This is a genomic window from Geodermatophilus telluris, from assembly GCF_900102745.1.
Classification (GTDB): Bacteria; Actinomycetota; Actinomycetes; order Mycobacteriales; family Geodermatophilaceae; genus Geodermatophilus; species Geodermatophilus telluris.
The window spans coordinates 79,092-94,486 of sequence record NZ_FMZF01000001.1 but is presented as its reverse complement, the minus strand read 5'-3'; the positions used below and the strand labels follow the sequence as shown (position 1 = coordinate 94,486).

The 15,395-nt window shown below is 76.9% G+C and carries 17 protein-coding genes; 10 read left to right on the top strand and 7 right to left on the bottom strand.

Annotated features, from left to right (window positions below; genetic code table 11):
* Nucleotides 1-5: 5 nt before the first annotated feature.
* The gene (leuD, locus tag BLQ97_RS00490) at nucleotides 6-611 is read left to right on the top strand and encodes a 3-isopropylmalate dehydratase small subunit (protein WP_091362398.1); all 606 of its coding nucleotides are present in this window, start codon (nucleotides 6-8) and stop codon (nucleotides 609-611) included.
* A gap of 112 nt (nucleotides 612-723) precedes the next feature.
* Here leuD and BLQ97_RS00485 read toward each other — a convergent pair whose 3' ends face one another.
* Genes BLQ97_RS00485 through cofC form a run of 3 tightly spaced genes read right to left on the bottom strand, consistent with a single transcriptional unit; the run spans nucleotide 724 to nucleotide 4,451 of the window.
* Nucleotides 724-1,653: an NUDIX hydrolase gene (locus tag BLQ97_RS00485; RefSeq protein ID WP_091362397.1), complete on the bottom strand. Its 930-nt coding sequence runs from the start codon at nucleotides 1,651-1,653 to the stop codon at nucleotides 724-726.
* Nucleotides 1,643-3,757 (bottom strand): RNA degradosome polyphosphate kinase, encoded by a 2,115-nt coding sequence (locus tag BLQ97_RS00480; protein ID WP_217636998.1) that lies wholly within the window; start codon nucleotides 3,755-3,757, stop codon nucleotides 1,643-1,645. The genes BLQ97_RS00485 and BLQ97_RS00480 overlap by 11 nt, the downstream gene beginning before the upstream one ends.
* Nucleotides 3,758-3,809: 52 nt before the next feature.
* Nucleotides 3,810-4,451, bottom strand: a complete 642-nt coding sequence (gene cofC / locus BLQ97_RS00475) for a 2-phospho-L-lactate guanylyltransferase (protein WP_091362395.1) — start codon at nucleotides 4,449-4,451, stop codon at nucleotides 3,810-3,812.
* Nucleotides 4,452-4,553: 102 nt separating this feature from the next.
* Between cofC and BLQ97_RS00470 the strand changes: the two genes are divergently transcribed.
* The 3 genes from BLQ97_RS00470 to BLQ97_RS00460 are packed head-to-tail and all read left to right on the top strand — an operon-like array spanning nucleotide 4,554 to nucleotide 7,497.
* On the top strand, nucleotides 4,554-5,363 hold the full coding sequence (locus BLQ97_RS00470) for a lysophospholipid acyltransferase family protein (protein WP_245691688.1): 810 nt from the start codon (nucleotides 4,554-4,556) through the stop codon (nucleotides 5,361-5,363).
* Complete coding sequence (locus BLQ97_RS00465; RefSeq protein WP_091362394.1) at nucleotides 5,360-6,355, top strand: NAD(P)H-dependent glycerol-3-phosphate dehydrogenase; 996 nt, start codon at nucleotides 5,360-5,362, stop codon at nucleotides 6,353-6,355. The genes BLQ97_RS00470 and BLQ97_RS00465 overlap by 4 nt, the downstream gene beginning before the upstream one ends.
* Entirely contained in the window at nucleotides 6,352-7,497 is a 1,146-nt protein-coding gene (locus tag BLQ97_RS00460) for a cystathionine gamma-lyase (RefSeq protein WP_245691687.1), read from the top strand. Before BLQ97_RS00465 ends, BLQ97_RS00460 begins: the two co-directional genes overlap by 4 nt.
* A gap of 24 nt (nucleotides 7,498-7,521) precedes the next feature.
* On the opposite strand, the gene BLQ97_RS00455 is transcribed toward BLQ97_RS00460, so the two are convergent.
* Nucleotides 7,522-8,217, bottom strand: a complete 696-nt coding sequence (locus BLQ97_RS00455; protein WP_245691686.1) for a CDP-alcohol phosphatidyltransferase family protein — start codon at nucleotides 8,215-8,217, stop codon at nucleotides 7,522-7,524.
* 212 nt (nucleotides 8,218-8,429) lie between these two features.
* Between BLQ97_RS00455 and BLQ97_RS00450 the strand changes: the two genes are divergently transcribed.
* Together BLQ97_RS00450 and BLQ97_RS00445 are read left to right on the top strand one after the other, a co-directional pair.
* Nucleotides 8,430-9,578: a D-alanine--D-alanine ligase family protein gene (locus BLQ97_RS00450; RefSeq protein ID WP_091362392.1), complete on the top strand. Its 1,149-nt coding sequence runs from the start codon at nucleotides 8,430-8,432 to the stop codon at nucleotides 9,576-9,578.
* Nucleotides 9,575-10,231 (top strand): hypothetical protein, encoded by a 657-nt coding sequence (locus tag BLQ97_RS00445; RefSeq protein ID WP_091362391.1) that lies wholly within the window; start codon nucleotides 9,575-9,577, stop codon nucleotides 10,229-10,231. Before BLQ97_RS00450 ends, BLQ97_RS00445 begins: the two co-directional genes overlap by 4 nt.
* A gap of 1 nt (nucleotide 10,232) precedes the next feature.
* Here BLQ97_RS00445 and BLQ97_RS00440 read toward each other — a convergent pair whose 3' ends face one another.
* Both BLQ97_RS00440 and BLQ97_RS00435 read right to left on the bottom strand, forming a co-directional pair.
* Complete coding sequence (locus BLQ97_RS00440; RefSeq protein ID WP_245691685.1) at nucleotides 10,233-10,730, bottom strand: DUF3515 domain-containing protein; 498 nt, start codon at nucleotides 10,728-10,730, stop codon at nucleotides 10,233-10,235.
* A 119-nt stretch (nucleotides 10,731-10,849) separates the two neighbouring features.
* Nucleotides 10,850-11,083 (bottom strand): Lrp/AsnC ligand binding domain-containing protein, encoded by a 234-nt coding sequence (locus tag BLQ97_RS00435; protein WP_091108133.1) that lies wholly within the window; start codon nucleotides 11,081-11,083, stop codon nucleotides 10,850-10,852.
* Between the two features lie 92 nt (nucleotides 11,084-11,175).
* Here BLQ97_RS00435 and BLQ97_RS00430 point away from each other — a divergent pair, with 92 nt between their 5' ends.
* Genes BLQ97_RS00430 through BLQ97_RS00420 form a run of 3 tightly spaced genes read left to right on the top strand, consistent with a single transcriptional unit; the run spans nucleotide 11,176 to nucleotide 13,350 of the window.
* The gene (locus BLQ97_RS00430) at nucleotides 11,176-12,210 is read left to right on the top strand and encodes a thiamine-phosphate kinase (RefSeq protein WP_175471537.1); all 1,035 of its coding nucleotides are present in this window, start codon (nucleotides 11,176-11,178) and stop codon (nucleotides 12,208-12,210) included.
* Nucleotides 12,194-12,736 carry a GNAT family N-acetyltransferase gene (locus BLQ97_RS00425; RefSeq protein WP_091362389.1) on the top strand — a complete coding sequence of 181 codons (543 nt, stop codon included), beginning with the start codon at nucleotides 12,194-12,196 and terminating at the stop codon, nucleotides 12,734-12,736. The genes BLQ97_RS00430 and BLQ97_RS00425 overlap by 17 nt, the downstream gene beginning before the upstream one ends.
* The gene (locus tag BLQ97_RS00420) at nucleotides 12,724-13,350 is read left to right on the top strand and encodes a cytidylate kinase-like family protein (RefSeq protein WP_091362388.1); all 627 of its coding nucleotides are present in this window, start codon (nucleotides 12,724-12,726) and stop codon (nucleotides 13,348-13,350) included. Before BLQ97_RS00425 ends, BLQ97_RS00420 begins: the two co-directional genes overlap by 13 nt.
* 66 nt (nucleotides 13,351-13,416) lie before the next feature.
* Here BLQ97_RS00420 and rpmB read toward each other — a convergent pair whose 3' ends face one another.
* Nucleotides 13,417-13,599 carry a 50S ribosomal protein L28 gene (gene rpmB / locus BLQ97_RS00415; protein WP_425283681.1) on the bottom strand — a complete coding sequence of 61 codons (183 nt, stop codon included), beginning with the start codon at nucleotides 13,597-13,599 and terminating at the stop codon, nucleotides 13,417-13,419.
* Between the two features lie 178 nt (nucleotides 13,600-13,777).
* On the opposite strand from rpmB, the gene BLQ97_RS00410 reads away from it, so the two are divergent.
* Complete coding sequence (locus tag BLQ97_RS00410; protein WP_091362387.1) at nucleotides 13,778-15,370, top strand: DAK2 domain-containing protein; 1,593 nt, start codon at nucleotides 13,778-13,780, stop codon at nucleotides 15,368-15,370.
* Nucleotides 15,371-15,395: the final 25 nt, after the last annotated feature.

Here is a 15,395-nt window from a genome sequence, read left to right as displayed (position 1 = left end):
GCCCGATGCAGCCGTTCACCACGCACACCGGCACCGCCGCCCCGCTGCGCCGCAGCGCCGTCGACACCGACCAGATCATCCCGGCCGAGTACCTCAAGCGGATCACCCGCACCGGTTTCGAGGACGGGCTGTTCGTCGCCTGGCGGCGCAACGAGCCGGACTTCGTGCTCAACCAGCCGCAGTACGCCGGCGCCTCGATCCTGGTCGCCGGCCCCGACTTCGGCACCGGCTCCTCCCGCGAGCACGCGTGCTGGGCGCTGCTCGACGGCGGCTTCCGCGTCGTCATCAGCTCGCGGTTCGCCGACATCTTCAAGAACAACTCGACCAAGTCCGGCCTGCTCACCGTCGTGCTGCCGCAGGCCGACGTCGAGGCGCTGTGGGCCGCGGTCGAGGCCGACCCGGCCACCGCGGTGACCGTCGACCTGCAGGCCCGGCAGGTCTCCTACGGCGAGGTCACCGTGCCGTTCGAGGTCGACGAGTACACCCGCTGGCGGCTGCTCGAGGGCCTCGACGACGTCGGCCTCACCGAGCGCCACCTGGCCGAGGTCGAGGACTACGAGTCCCGCCGTCCGGCCTGGCTGCCGAAGGCCCTCCCGGCGCTTCCCGCCTGACGACCTGTCGCGAGGAGTGGGGCCCGGAGGGTCCCGCGATCGAGCGACGCAGCGGCTCAGCGGTGGCCGGGGACCGTGCGTGGCCGCGGTGCGGTCCGGGAGGACCGCGGTGTCAGGGCGCGTCGGGGTCGGGGCCCAGGTCGCGGTAGTAGTCGGCGGCCAGGGCCCCCGGCCGGCCGCCCAGCGCCCAGACGCTGCCCTTGGCCGCCGGCGGGTGCAGCCGGGTGCCCTCCCAGCGGACGCCGAGGGCCACGAGCACCGACGGGATCGCCCCGCCCTGGCTGCACACCACGCTGACCCCCGGGGCCCCGCGCGGGGCCAGCAGCCGCTCCACCACGGCGAGCGCGGCCTCCGGGTCGGCGGAGAACTCCTCCTCGCCCAGCTCGGGCAGGTCGCCCAGCGGCAGCCCGGTGCGCAGCGCCAGCGGCTCCAGCGTCTGGCGGCAGCGCACCCGCGCGGCGCTCAGCAGCTCGACGGGGCCGAACACCGGCAGCACCTCGGCCAGCTGCCGGGCCTGCCGCCGGCCCTGGGCCTCCAGCGGCCGCTCGTCGTCGGGGCCGTCCCAGTCGCTGCGGCTGCCCGCCTTGGCGTGCCGCACCAGCAGCAGCCGGGGCACCCGCGGCACGTCGGTGCGCACCAGGTCGGCCAGCACCGCCCGGTCGTGGTCGTGGGTGACCAGCTCGGCTGCCTCGCCGACCGGCAGCCAGCGCAGCTCGTCCACCTCGTGGTTGGGCGTGAAGTCGCGGGGCTCGCCGACGGCCTGCATCAGCCAGTAGTCGACGTGCTTGGCGCCCTCGGCGACGGTGTAGCGGGTGCGCAGGCTGCGCCGGCCGGCGACGACGTCGAGGCCGGTCTCCTCCCGCACCTCCCGGACGGCGGCGGCCAGCGCGTTCTCCCCGGCGTCGAGCTTGCCCTTGGGCAGCGACCAGTCGTCGTAGCGCTCTCGGTGCACCAGCGCGGTCTCCAGCCCCCCGCCGTCCGCCGTCCGCCACACGGCGCCCCCGGCCGCGGCGACGACCCCGCGGCCGCCCTCAGCCGGCATGCTCGGTCACCGCGGCCGTCAGCGCGGCCTGGTAGTCGCGCCCGCGGCTGCGGGTCCAGCCGCCCTCCGGGCCGAGCTCCCAGCAGGCCACCCCGGGGGCCATCGCGGCGTCGAACACCCGCTGCAGCTCGCGCTGGGCGGTCTCGTCGCACACCCGCAGCAGCACCTCGACGCGGCGGTCGAGGTTGCGGTGCATGAGGTCGGCGCTGCCGATCCACCACTCCTGCTCGCCGCCGTTGCAGAAGGCCATCACCCGCGAGTGCTCCAGGAAGCGGCCGACGATCGAGCGCACCCGGATGCCCTCGGACAACCCGGGCACGCCGGGCCGCAGCGCGCAGATCCCGCGGATGAACAGCTCCACGGGGACGCCGGCCTGCGCGGCCTCGTAGAGCGCGTCGATGACCCCCTCGTCGACCAGCGAGTTGACCTTGACCCGGATGCCGCACGGCCGGCCCTCGGCCGCGTGCCGCGCCTCGCGGCGGATCTTGTCCACCAGCCCGGTGCGGATGCCGTGCGGCGCGACCATCAGCTGCCGGTAGGTGGTCTGCCGCGAGTAGCCGGTGAGCGTGTTGAACAGGTCGGTGAGGTCGGCGCCCACCCGCGGGTCGGCGGTGAGGATGCCCAGGTCCTCGTAGAGCCGCGCCGTCTTGGGGTTGTAGTTGCCCGTCCCGATGTGCACGTAGCGGCGGATGACCCCGCTCTCCCGGCGCACCACCAGCGCGGTCTTGCAGTGGGTCTTCAGGCCCACCAGCCCGTAGACGACGTGGCAGCCGGCCCGCTCCAGCGAGCGCGCCCAGGTGATGTTGGCCTCCTCGTCGAAGCGCGCCTTGACCTCCACCAGCACCACGACCTGCTTGCCGGCCTCGGCGGCCTCGATCAGCGCGGTGACGATCGGCGAGTCGCCGGAGGTGCGGTAGAGGGTCTGCTTGATCGCCAGCACGTGCGGGTCGGCCGCCGCCTGCTCGATGAAGCGCTGCACGCTCGTGGCGAACGAGTGGTAGGGGTGGTGCACCAGCACGTCGCCCTCGCGCAGGGTGGCGAACACGCTCTTCGGCGTCTCGCCCTCCGACAGCCGCGGGTGGGTGGCCGGCACGAACGGCTCGTCCTTCAGCTCGGGCCGGTCGAGGCCGTACAGCGCCCACAGCGAGGCCAGATCGAGCAGCCCGGGCACGGTGACGACGTCCTCGGGGCTGACCTCCAGCTCGGAGACGAGGACCGACAGGATCTGCGGGTCCATCGTCTCGGTCACCTCCAGCCGCACGGCCGGGCCGAACCGGCGGCGGGCCAGCTCCCGCTCGAGGGCCTGCAGCAGGTCCTCGTCGCGGTCCTCCTCCACCTCGAGGTCGGCGTTGCGGGTGACCCGGAACAGGTGGTGGTCGACGACGTCGAGGCCCGGGAACAGCGCGGTCAGGTGCGCGGCGATGAGGTCCTCGAGCGGCAGGAACGTCGTCTGGGCGCCCGGGTCCTGCGCCGGGCCGCCCCCCACCGGCACGAACCGCGGCACGTTGTTGGGCACCTTCAACCGGGCGAAGTGCGGGGTGCCGGTGTCGGGGTCGCGCACCGAGACGGCGAGGTTGAGCGACAGGCCGCTGATGTAGGGGAACGGGTGCGCCGGGTCGACCGCCAGCGGCGTGAGCACCGGGAACACCTGGTCGCGGAAGTACTCCCGCAGCCGCCGTGTCTCGGGCTCGGCCAGGTCCGACCAGTGCACGATCCGGATGCCGGCCGCCTCCAGCCGCGGGGTGACGTCCTGCTCGAAGGCCACCGCGTGCCGGTGCACCAGCTCCTGGGTGCGCTGGGTGACCCGCGCCAGCTGCTCGCGGATGGTCAGCCCGTCGGGGGAGCGGACGGTCAGCCCGGTGCTCTGCCGCCGCTTCAGCCCGGCGATGCGCACCATGTAGAACTCGTCGAGGTTGCCCGCGAAGATCGCCAGGAACTTCACCCGCTCCAGGAGCGGCAGCGTCGCGTCCTCGGCCAGCTCCAGCACCCGCGCGTTGAAGTCCAGCCAGGACAGCTCCCGGTTGAGGAAGCGGTCGGCGGGCAGCCCCGGCTCCTCGTCCTGCGGCGTGCGCGTCGTGCCGGCTGTCGTCGTCTCCGCTGCCACGGCGTCATCGTGCCGCACCCGGGTGAACGGCGGAGGACGCGCGGCCGGTCGCTCAGCCGGTGCGGGGCAGCAGCCGGGGGAGCAGGGCCGCGGTCGCCGGGCCCACACCCAGGGCGGCGGCCGCGGCGAGGTCGGCGGGAGTGTCGACGTCGCGGCGCAGGCCCGGCCAGTCCCCGGCCAGCGGCACCGCCCCGGCGGCGGCGTGCGCGGCGGCCGACCCGCGCCCGAAGCGCGGGTCCAGCGGGACGCCGGCCGCGGTCAGGAGGGTCGTCCCGGTACCGGCCGCGTCGGCGACGAAGCCGCGGGGCGCGCCCTCGGCGGCGGCCAGCGCGGCCGCCAGCTCGGCCGGGCGCAGCGCCGGCAGGTCCGACGACAGCGCGGCGACCGCCGCGGCCGCCGCGGCGCCCGCGCCGTGGGCCAGGGCGGGGTTGAGGCCGCGGTCGGGTGCGTCGGGGACCGTGCGCGCCCCCAGCGCCGCGACCGCGGCGGCGGCACGGTCGTCGTCGGTCACCACGACGACGACGTCGACCGCCGGGCAGGCGCGGGCGGCGGCCACCGTGTCGGCCAGCAGGGCCAGCACCAGCAGCGCGTGCCGGTCGCCCGCGGCAGGCCCGCCGGTCAGCGGGTGCAGGCGGGTCTTGGCCGCGCCGAGCCGCTTCGCCGGGACGACCACGGACCAGCGCACGGGGTCCATGTGAGCACACCGCCGTCACGGCCCCGGCGGCACTGCCGGACCGGGGGCACGGGGCCGGTGCGATCATGTGCCCGTCGTGGCGACCGAGCGGAGGGGGTGCCGGTGACCGAGGACCAGTCCGCCGGGCGCGGGACGGGAGCGCGGGAGCGGCCCCGGGTCCTGCACGAGCGGGGACGCCTGCCGTGGTCGCTCCGGCTCGCCGTGGTGGTCGTCTACCCGGTGGCCTCGCTGCTGTTCCGGCTGCGCTACCGGCACGGGGAGCGGTTCCCGCGCACCGGCCCGGTGCTGCTGGTGGCCAACCACGTGTCGGTGCTCGACCCGCTGGCCTGCGCGCGGCTGGTCTACGACCACGGCCGCATCCCGCACTTCCTGGCCAAGCAGGCCGTCTTCCGGGGGCTGGCCGGCCGGATCCTGCTCGACGCCGGGCAGATCCCGGTCGCGCGCGGCTCGTCGGACGCCCGCGGCTCGCTGTCGGCTGCCGCCGCCGACCTCGAGGCCGGCAACGTCGTGGTCATCTACCCGGAGGGCTCGGTGACGCGCGACCCCGACTGGTGGCCCATGGAGGCGCGCACCGGCGTGGCCCGGCTGGCGCTGACCACCGACGCCGTCGTGCTGCCGGTGGCCCAGTGGGGCCCGCAACGGGTGCACGACTACCACGCCAAGAAGCTGCACCTGCGGCTGCGCACGCCCGCCGACTACGCGATCGGGGAGCCGGTGGACCTCTCCGCGCTGCGGGCGGAGGTCCGGGCCGGGCGGCCGCTGACGCCCGACCTGCTGCGCAGCACCACCGACCTGCTGATGGGCCGGGTGCGCGACGGGCTGGCGGCGCTGCGCGGCGAGCCCGCGCCCGAGCGGTTCGCCCGGCGGCCGGGCCGGTCGCTGCCCGGCGACCTGCCCGGGAGCGCCGCGTGACCCGCGCCGCCGTCCTCGGCGCCGGGTCCTGGGGGACGACGTTCGCCAAGGTGCTCGCCGACGCCGGCTGCACGGTCACGCTGCACGCCCGCCGTGCCGAGCTGTGCCAGGCGATCACCGAGACGGGGGAGAACCCCGACTACCTGCCCGGGGTCCGGCTGCCGCAGCGGCTGACGGCGACCGTCGACGCCGCGCTGGCCCTCGACGGCGCCGAGGTCGTGGTGCTGGCCGTCCCGTCCCAGTCGCTGCGGGCCAACCTCACCGCCTGGGCGCCGCTGCTGCCGCCCGACGCCAGCCTGCTGTCGCTGATGAAGGGCATCGAGCTGGGCAGCACGAAGCGGATGAGCGAGGTGATCTGCGAGGTCACCGGTGCGGGGCCGGAGCGGGTGGCCGCGCTGTCGGGCCCCAACCTGGCCCGCGAGATCGCCGAGGAGCAGCCGGCCGCGACCGTCATCGCCTGCCCCGACGACGACCGCGCGACGGCGCTGCAGGCGGCCTGCCACACCCCCTACTTCCGGCCCTACACCAACCGCGACCTGGTCGGCTGCGAGCTCGGCGGGGCGGTGAAGAACGTCATCGCGCTGGCCTGCGGCATCGCCGAGGGCATGGGCTTCGGCGACAACACCCGCGCCTCGCTGATCACCCGCGGGCTGGCCGAGACCGCCCGGCTCGGCACCGCGCTGGGCGCGGAGCTGACCACCTTCGCCGGCCTGGCCGGGCTCGGCGACCTGGTGGCCACCTGCAGCTCACCGCTGTCGCGCAACCGCACCTTCGGGGAGAAGCTCGGCCGCGGGATGTCGGTGGAGGAGGTGCAGCGCGAGACCCGGCAGGTGGCCGAGGGCGTCAAGAGCTGCCGGCCGGTGCTGGAGCTGGCGCGGGCCCACGGCATCGACGTGCCGCTCACCGAGGCGGTCGTGAAGGTCTGTCACGACGGCGTGCCCGCCCAGGAGGTGCTGAAGGAGATCATGAGCCGGGAGGCCAAGCCGGAGTGAGCGGGGCCGGAGTGAGCGGGAGCTGGGGGGACGGCACCCGGGCGGTGCACGCCGGTGACCCACCGCCGGTGCCGGGCGCGCCGCTGCGCCCCTCGCCGGTGTTCGCCGCGCCCTACCACCTCGGCGACCAGCCGCCCCGCGCCCACGGCGCCGACGCCTACGCGCGCACCGAGCACCCCACCCTCCGCGCCTTCGAGGCGGCGGTCGGGGAGCTCGACGGCGGGCGCTGCCTGTCCTTCGCCACCGGGATGGCCGCGGTCGGCGCGGCGGTGATGGCCCTCGTCTCGGCCGGCGACCGGCTGGTGCTGCCCGCCGACGGCTACTACGCCACCCGGCTGCTGGCCCGCGACGAGCTCGAGCGCCTCGGCGTGCGGGTGGAGTACGTGCCCACCCTCGGGATCGCCGACGTCGCCGCGCGCGGGGACCTCGAGGGCGCCCGGATGGTGCTCCTGGAGACGCCCAGCAACCCGCAGCTCGACGTCTGCGACGTCGCCGCCGTCGCCGCGGCCACCCGCGCCGCGGGGGCGCTGCTCGCGGTCGACAACACCACGGCCACCCCGCTCGGCCAGCGGCCGCTGGCGCTGGGCGCGGACCTGACCGTCGGCGCCGACACCAAGGCGCTCACCGGGCACAGCGACCTGCTGCTCGGCCACGTGTCCACCACCTCCGACGAGCTGTACGACCGGCTCAAGGGCTGGCGCGACCACACCGGGGCCACCCCGGGCGCCTTCGACGCCTGGCTGGGCCACCGGTCGATGAGCACGCTGGACCTGCGGCTGGCCCGCCAGGCGGCCACCGCGGAGGCGGTGACGGCGGCGCTGGCCGCCCACCCCGCGGTCACCGGCGTCCGCTGGCCCTGGCGGCCCGGCGACCCCTCGCACGCGCTGGCCACCCGGCAGATGCTGCGCCCGAACGGCGTGGTGTCGGCCGAGCTGGCCGACGAGGACGCCGTGGGCCGGTTCCTGGCCGCCACCCGGCTGTGGGCGGCGGCGACCAGCTTCGGCGGCGTGCACAGCACCGTCGACCGGCGGGCGCAGTGGGGCGGGGACGCCGTCCCGGCGGGGTTCGTGCGGTTCTCCTGCGGCATCGAGGACACCGCCGACGTGGTGGCCGACCTGCTCGCGGGGCTCGACGCCGCCTGACCGCCCGCGCGCGGCGCCCCGGGGTCAGGCGGCGGCGCGGGCGTCCCGGCGGCGGCGGTGCGCGGCGCGGGCGGTGAGCCAGCCGCTGAAGGCCAGGTAGTAGACGACGTAGGCGAACGACAGCGCGACCACGAACGGGTTCGGGTCGGGCAGCTGGACGACCAGCACGGCGTAGCAGACGAACCAGACGGCGGTCAGCGCCATGCTCACCTGCCACAGCGCCTCGGTCCGGGACGGGTACAGGTAGCGCACCGGCACGAACACCAGCACCGAGCAGACGACGAGGGTGACCGCGACGGCGACCTGCGACAGGTCGAGCACCACCGCGTAGAACGCCACGACGTTCCAGTAGCTCGGGAAGCCGAGGAAGGTGTGGTCGTCGGTCTTCGCGTCGACCCGGCAGAACTGGTAGCTCGAGGCCAGCAGCGGCAGCGAGGCGAGCAGCCACCCCAGCGGCCCGTGCGGCAGCGCGCCGATCGTCCACAGCAGCACGACGGGCGCGAAGACGTAGGTCAGGTAGTCGACGATGTTGTCCAGCAGCGAGCCGTCGAACCAGGGGATCGTCTCCTTGACCCGCGCGCGCCGGGCCAGCATCCCGTCGGTGCCGTCGACCACCAGTGCGGCCAGCCCCACCCACAGCGCGGCCTCGACCTCGCCCTCGAGCGCGGCCAGCACGAACAGCAGCGCCAGCACCGAGCCCAGCGCCGTGTAGGCGTGCACCGCGGCACCGGCCAGCCGCAGCCCGAGCGGGTGACGGCGCGCCGGGGCGCCCCCCTGGTCAGGCCCCTCGTCGTGTGCCGTCGCCGCCGGAGGCCGGGGGTCCACCGGAGGGGCCGCGTTCTCCCGCATCGCGACGAGAGTCCCACACGCCGCGCGCCGCGGTCCTGCCGGAGCGCGGGACACGTCCCCGGCGTCGACTAGGGTCGGCCGCGATGAGCGGGACAGGCAAGGTGCGCGTCGCGGTCGTGTTCGGGGGGCGCAGCGCCGAGCACGCCATCTCCTGCGTCTCGGCGGGCAGCGTCATGGCCGCCCTCGACCCGGAGCGCTACGAGGTGGTGCCGGTGGGCATCGCCCGCGACGGGCGCTGGGTGCTGCCCGACGCGGGGCAGCAGCTGGCCATCGACGGCGGCCGGCTGCCCGAGGTCACCGGGGGGACGGCGGTCTCGCTGGTCGGCGACCCCGCCGGCCGCGGCCTGGCGGTGCTGGAGCCCACCGCCGCGATCGGCCCCGTGCTGACCGAGGTCGACGTCGTCTTCCCCGTCCTGCACGGCGCCTACGGCGAGGACGGCACCGTCCAGGGGCTGCTGGAGACCAGCGGGCTGCCCTACGTCGGGTCGGGCGTGTTCGCCAGCGCCGCGTCGATGGACAAGGAGTTCACCAAGAAGCTCCTCGCCGCGTCCGGGCTGCCCCAGGGCGACCACGTGGTGCTCCGCGACGCCGGGGGAGCGCTCCGCGCCGACCCCGACGTCCTCACCGCGGCCGACCGCGAGCGGCTGGGCCTGCCGGTCTTCGTCAAGCCCTCCCGGGCGGGGTCGAGCATCGGCATCACCAAGGTCACCGACTGGGCGCAGTTCCCGGAGGCCGTGGCCACCGCCGCCGCCGTCGACCCGAAGGTGGTCGTCGAGGCCGCCGTCCCGGGGCGGGAGATCGAGTGCGGCGTGCTCGCCGGCCGCGACGGCGGCCCGCCCGAGGCGAGCCTGCCGGCCGAGATCCGGCTGCGGCCGGGCACCGACTGGTACGACTTCAGCGCCAAGTACCTCGAGGACGCCGTCGAGTTCGACGTCCCGGCCGACCTCACGCCCGAGCAGACCCGGATGGTGCAGCAGGCCTCCTGCCGGGCCTACCTCGCCCTGGACTGCGAGGGGCTGGCCCGGGTGGACTTCTTCCTCGGCACCGGCCCCGACGGCGCCGAGCGGCTGGTGGTCAACGAGGTCAACACGATGCCGGGCTTCACGCCCATCTCGATGTTCCCGCGGATGTGGGCGGCCAGCGGCGTCGACCACCCGGAGCTGGTGGACCGGCTGGTCGCCTCGGCGCTGGCGCGCGCGGGCCGGCCGGGGGACGCGCGGACCCGGCGGTGAACCCGGGCCGGTCGGCCGCGCTCGCCGTGGGCCTGCTGGCCCTCACCGGCTGCACGCCGACGGTGGCCGGCAGCGCCACCCCCGCACCGGCGACGGCGACGCCGGCGACCGTCGAGGAGCTCGGCGCGCTGGTGCTGGCCCGGGTGCCCTCGGGCCTGGCGCGCATCCCCGACGGCGACCTCCAGCCGCCGGCCGGCGCCAAGACCGTCGACGACGTCGCCGGTTACGCCGACGACCCGGCCCGCGAGCGCGCGGTGCTGCGCGACTACGGCTACCGGTACGGCTGGGAGCGGTTCTGGGGCTCGACCACCGGGCCGATGACCAGCGTGTTCGTCGACCAGTTCGACGGGCACGCCGGCGCGGCCGCCTACGCCGAGGACCTGGCCGGCAACGACGCGGCGCTCTACGACGGCGTGCTGCGCCGCGACCCCGCCGACCTCCCCGGGGGCTGCAGCCTGCTCACCGTGACCGCGCCGGCCGCCGACCCCGCCGCCGACCCGGCCACCCGCCTCGCCGGCCCGGCCGCGTTCGCCTGGTGCGCGCACGGGGTGTTCAGCGTCGCGGTGACCGCGGTGGCCGACAGCACCGAGGCGGCCACCGGGGAGCTGCGCGCGGTGGTGCTCGCCCAGCTCGACCGGCTGCCCCTGGCCTGAGCTACCGGGCGGGCAGCGTGGCGGCCAGCACGTCGCTGAGCGCGGTCACCGGCGCGCTGTCCACGTCGGGCGGCAGGCTGACCTCGACGTACACCGCGCGGTCGACCGCCGTCCACACGGTGGCGCCGGGGTCGGACTGGTCGACGAACCAGGTCACCCCGTTGATGGTGAACAGCCCCTCACCGGGGACCAGGCCCTCCGGCTGCGGCACGCCGCACACCAGCACCACCGGCGGATCGCCCCACGCGGCGGCGTAGGGGGTGTCGGAGTCGACCAGCCGGGCCGGCTCGCCGAGCAGGTCCAGCGGCAGCGCCTGCAGCAGCTGCGGGCAGTTCGCGTCGGCCTCGGGCGTGGGGGCCGGCACCTCGACCGGCAGCGGCGGGAGGTCCTCGGCCCGCTGCGGGTCGGTGGTGCCCTCCACGTCGGCGACCGCGCCGCCGCCGTCCCCCTCGTCGTCCCCGCCGAGGACGTTGACCAGCACGACCACCGCGACCAGCACCGGGACGGCGACGGCCAGCGCGAGCAGCGCCAGCCGGCGCAGCGGGTCGGGACGACGGTCGGGCGCGGCCGCGGGACCGGTCCCGCCGTCCTCGGCCGGGGTGGGTGCGCTCAGCGGCGTCAGATGTTGACGACGGGGCAGGTCAGCGTGCGCGTGATGCCGTCGACCGACTGCACGCGGGCGACGACGAGGCGGCCGAGGTCGTCGACGGTGTCGGCCTCGGCGCGGACGATGACGTCGTAGGGGCCGGTGACGTCCTCGGCCTTGGTCACGCCGGCGATCTCACTGATCGTCGACGCCACCTGGGCGGCCTTGCCGACTTCGGTCTGGATCAGGATGTAGGCGTGGACCACGGGACGACCTTCCTCGGGAAGCGCTGCCGGCGCCGGTCCGGCACCGGCGGGCGGATCGGACCGCAACCTACCCCAGCCCCCCGGAGGACCCGGTGACACGACCCCGTCCGCTCGTCCCGCGCGAGGACCTGGCCGACAGCGTCCGCGTCGTCGGGGAGTTCGGGGTGATCGCCCGGGTGGTCGCCCGGGCCGGGTCGGCGGCGGCCGCCGAGGTGGGGCCGGGCGACGACGCGGCGGTGCTGCGCGTGCCCGACGGGCGGGTGGTGGCCACCACCGACGTGCTCGTCGAGGGCCGCCACTTCCGGCGGGACTGGTCCTCGGCCGAGGACGTGGGCCACAAGGCCGCCGCGGCCAACCTCGCCGACGTCGCCGCCATGGGCGCGGTGGCCACCGCGCTGCTGGTCGGGCTGGCCTGCCCCGCGGACACGCCCACCTCGTGGCTGGAGGGCGTGGCCGCCGGCATGGCCGCCGAGTGCGCGCCGCTGGGCGCCGCGGTGGTCGGCGGGGACACCGTCGCCTCCGCCCCCGACAGCGGCTCGGTCGTCCTGTCGGTGACCGCGCTCGGCGACCTCGGCGGGCGGGCGCCGGTGCTGCGCTCGGGCGCCCGGCCGGGCGACGTGCTGGCCGTCGCGGGGCGGCTGGGCTGGTCGGCCTGCGGGCTGGCGGTGCTGCGCCGCGGCTTCAGCAGCCCGCTGGCCGCGGTCACCGCGCACCGGCGGCCCAGCCCGCCCTACGCCGCGGGACCGGCCGCGGCCGACGCCGGCGCCACCGCCATGTGCGACGTCAGCGACGGCCTGCTCGCCGACGCCGGGCACCTGGCCAGCGACAGCGGCGTGGTGGTCGACGTCGACCGCGCGGCCCTGGTGCGCTCGATGCTCGAACCGCCGGGTCCGCTGCAGCAGGTGGCCACCGCGCTGGGCACCGACCCGCTGGCGTGGGTGCTCACCGGCGGGGAGGACCACGCCCTGCTGGCCACCTTCCCGGGCGGCGCCGCGCTGCCCCCGGGGTGGGTGGCGGTGGGGGAGGTGCGCGCCGGGGAACCCGGGGTGTTCGTGAGCGGGGAGCCGGCCGCGCAGGTCGCGACGGCACTGGGTGCGGGGAGGACCGGACATGTCCACTTCGGCTGAGGCGCGGCTGCGCGACGGCACGGTCGCCGTGCTGCGCGCGGTGCCCTACGACGACCCGGTGGCCCGCACGCTGGTCGGCCGGGTGCAGCAGGAGTACGTCGAGCGCTACGGCGGGCCCGACGAGGCCGTCGTCGACCCCGTCGAGTTCGCGCCGCCGGCGGGGGTGTTCCTCGTCGCCGAGGTCGACGGCGTCCCCGCCGGCTGCGGCGCGTGGCGCCGGCACGCCGAGGGGGGGCCCGGCGAGGCGGAGGTCAAGCGGGTGTACGTGGAGCCGGGCTTCCGCCGCCGCGGGCTCGCCCAGGTGGTCGTGACCGCGCTGGAGGAGTCCGCCGCCCGCGCCGGGTACCGCGCGGTGGTGCTCAACACCGGGTACCGGCAGCCCGAGGCGATCGCGCTGTACGAGGGGATGGGCTACGCACCGGTCGCGGGGTTCGGCGTGTACGCCGGGGGCCAGGGCGCGGTGTTCCTGGGCAAGCAGCTGGCCGGGCCGGCCGGGGAGCGGGAGGAGCAGCCGTGGGCATCGTGACGGTGTCGGCGTCGTACGGGTCCGGGGGGCCGGAGGTGGCGGCGGCGGCGGCCGAGCGGCTGGGCCTGCCCTTCCACGACCGGGCCATCCCGGCGCGGGTCGCCGGGCGCCTGGGCGTGTCGCAGGACGACGCCGAGGCCAACGACGAGCGGGTGCTGCGCGGCCTGTGGCGGCTGGTCGCCTCGCTGGGGGCCATGCCCGACCCCGTGGGCGGCGTGGTCCCGCTCGACCCGCAGCCCGACGAGCGGGCCTACCGGGAGCAGACCGAGCGGGTGCTGCGCGAGATCGCCGACGGCGCCGGCGGCGTCGTGCTCGGCCGGGCCGGCGCGATGGTACTGCGGGACCGGCCCGACGCGCTGCACGTGCGGCTCGACGGGCCCCCCGAGGCGCGGCTGCGGGCGGCGGTGCTGCGCTACGGCCGCCCCGAGGGCGAGCTGCGGCAGGAGATGCAGGCCAACGACCGCACGCGCGAGGCCTACGTCCGCCACTTCTACCGGTGCGACCCGGCGGCGGCGCGGCACTACCACCTCGTCGTCGACGGGACGGCGCTGCCGCTGGACGCCGTCGTCGACCTGGTCGTGACCGCGGCGCGGGCGCGCGGGATCAGCGGCTAGACCCGGCTCCGGGCGCGCAGAGGACCCCGGAGGTCGTCGACCTCCGGGGTCCTCGTCCCGTGCCGACTAGGCGCGGACGACCTTGCCCGCGCGGATGCACGAGGTGCAGGCGTTGATGCGGCGGCGGTTGCCCGGCGCGACCAGCGCCCGCACCGACTGGATGTTCGGGTTCCAACGGCGCGGCGTGCGGCGGTGCGAGTGCGACACCGACATACCGAAACCGGGCCCCTTGCCACAGACATCGCACACGGCAGCCACGGTGGATCACTCCCAGAAGTTCGTCAGCAAACGGCGGCGCACGGACGGCGACCGCAAGACCGTCGGCCAGTCTAACCGCTCCCCGCCGCGCCGTGCCGCCGAGGCCGGGGAGCGGCTCCGGTCCCGGCGACGCGGTGGGGCCGTCGCTCCCCGCAGGTACCCTCCGGCCGTGCTGCAGGCGCTCGACGACGCCGCGGTCGGCCGGTGGTGCCGGGCCGCGGTCACGGCGCTGTCCGCGGGCCGCGACCGGCTCGACGAGCTCAACGTCTTCCCGGTGCCCGACGGCGACACCGGCACCAACCTGCTGCTCACCGCCGAGGCGGCCCTCGCAGCGCTGGAGGCGGCCGGCGACGAGCCCGCCTGGACGGCGCTCGCCCGCGGGGCGGTCCTCGGCGCGCGCGGCAACAGCGGCACCATCCTCGCCCAGCTGCTGCGCGGTCTGGCCGACGTCCTCGCCGGCCAGGAGCCCGCCGACGGCCCCTCCCTCGCCGCCGCGCTGCAGAAGGCCGCCGACACCGCCTACACCGCGGTCGCCGACCCCGAGGAGGGCACGTTCCTCACCGTGGCCCGGGCCGGGGCCGAGGCCGCGGGGGAGGCCGTGGCCGCCGGCCGCGCCGGCCTGGCCGACGTGGTCGCCGCCACCGCCGACGGTGCCCGCGCCGCGCTGGCGGACACCCCCGGCCAGCTCGACGCGCTGCGCGACGCGGGGGTCGTCGACGCCGGTGGGGCCGGGCTGTGCCTGGTCCTCGACGCGCTGGTGGCCACCGTCACCGGGGTCGAGCCGGCCCGCCCGCCGCTGCCCGCCGGCCGCCCGGGCCGCCGCGACCCCGCGCACACCCCGCACCAGCCGCCGCCCGGTCCCGGCAGCGAGGTGCAGTACCTGCTCGCCGGTGCCGACGAGGCCGGCGTCGCCCGCCTGCAGGCCCGGCTCGCCGCGCTCGGCGACAGCCTGGTGGTCGTCGGCGTCGACACCCCCACGGGCCGCGAGTGGAACGTGCACGTGCACACCAGCGAGATCGGGCCGGCCATCGAGGCCGGCATCGAGGCCGGCCGGCCCTACCGGATCGCCGTCACCCCGCTCGCGCCGGTGCCCCCCGCCGCGCCGGTGCCCGGCCGCCGCGCGGTGGTCGCCCTGGTCCCCGGCGACGGCCCCGCGGCGCTGTTCACCGGCGAGGGCGTGCGGGTGGTCGCGGGCGGTCCGGCCGGGATCGGTGAGGACGAGGTGCTCGCCGAGGTCCTCGCCTCCACGGCCGCCGACGTCGTCGTGCTGCCCAACGACGCCGCGCTCGTCCCCGTCGCCGCCCGGGCCGCGGTCCGGGCCCGGGAGGCCGGCCGCGAGGTGGCCGTGGTCCCCACCCGCTCCCCGGTGCAGGGGCTGGCCGCGGTCGCCGTCGCCGACCCGGCCCGGCGCTTCGGCGACGACGTCATCGGCATGGCCGAGGCCGCCGCCGCCACCCGCTGGGCCGAGGTCACCGTCGCCGCGCAGGACGCGCTCACCAGCGCGGGCCCGTGCCGCGCCGGCGACGTCCTGGGCTCGGCCGAGGGCGACGTCGTGGTGGTCGGTGCCGACCTCGCCGACGTCGCCCGCGACCTGCTCGACCGGCTGCTGTCGGCCGGCGGCGAGATGGCCACCCTGCTCGTCGGCCCGGACGCCGCGGTCGGTGACGCCCTGTGCGCCCACCTGGCGCGTGCCCACCCCACGGTGGAGGTGGTCCGCTACGACGCCGGCGGCACGGTCCCCCTGCAGGCGGGGGTCGAGTGACGTGGCGGTGACCCCGTGGTGGTGA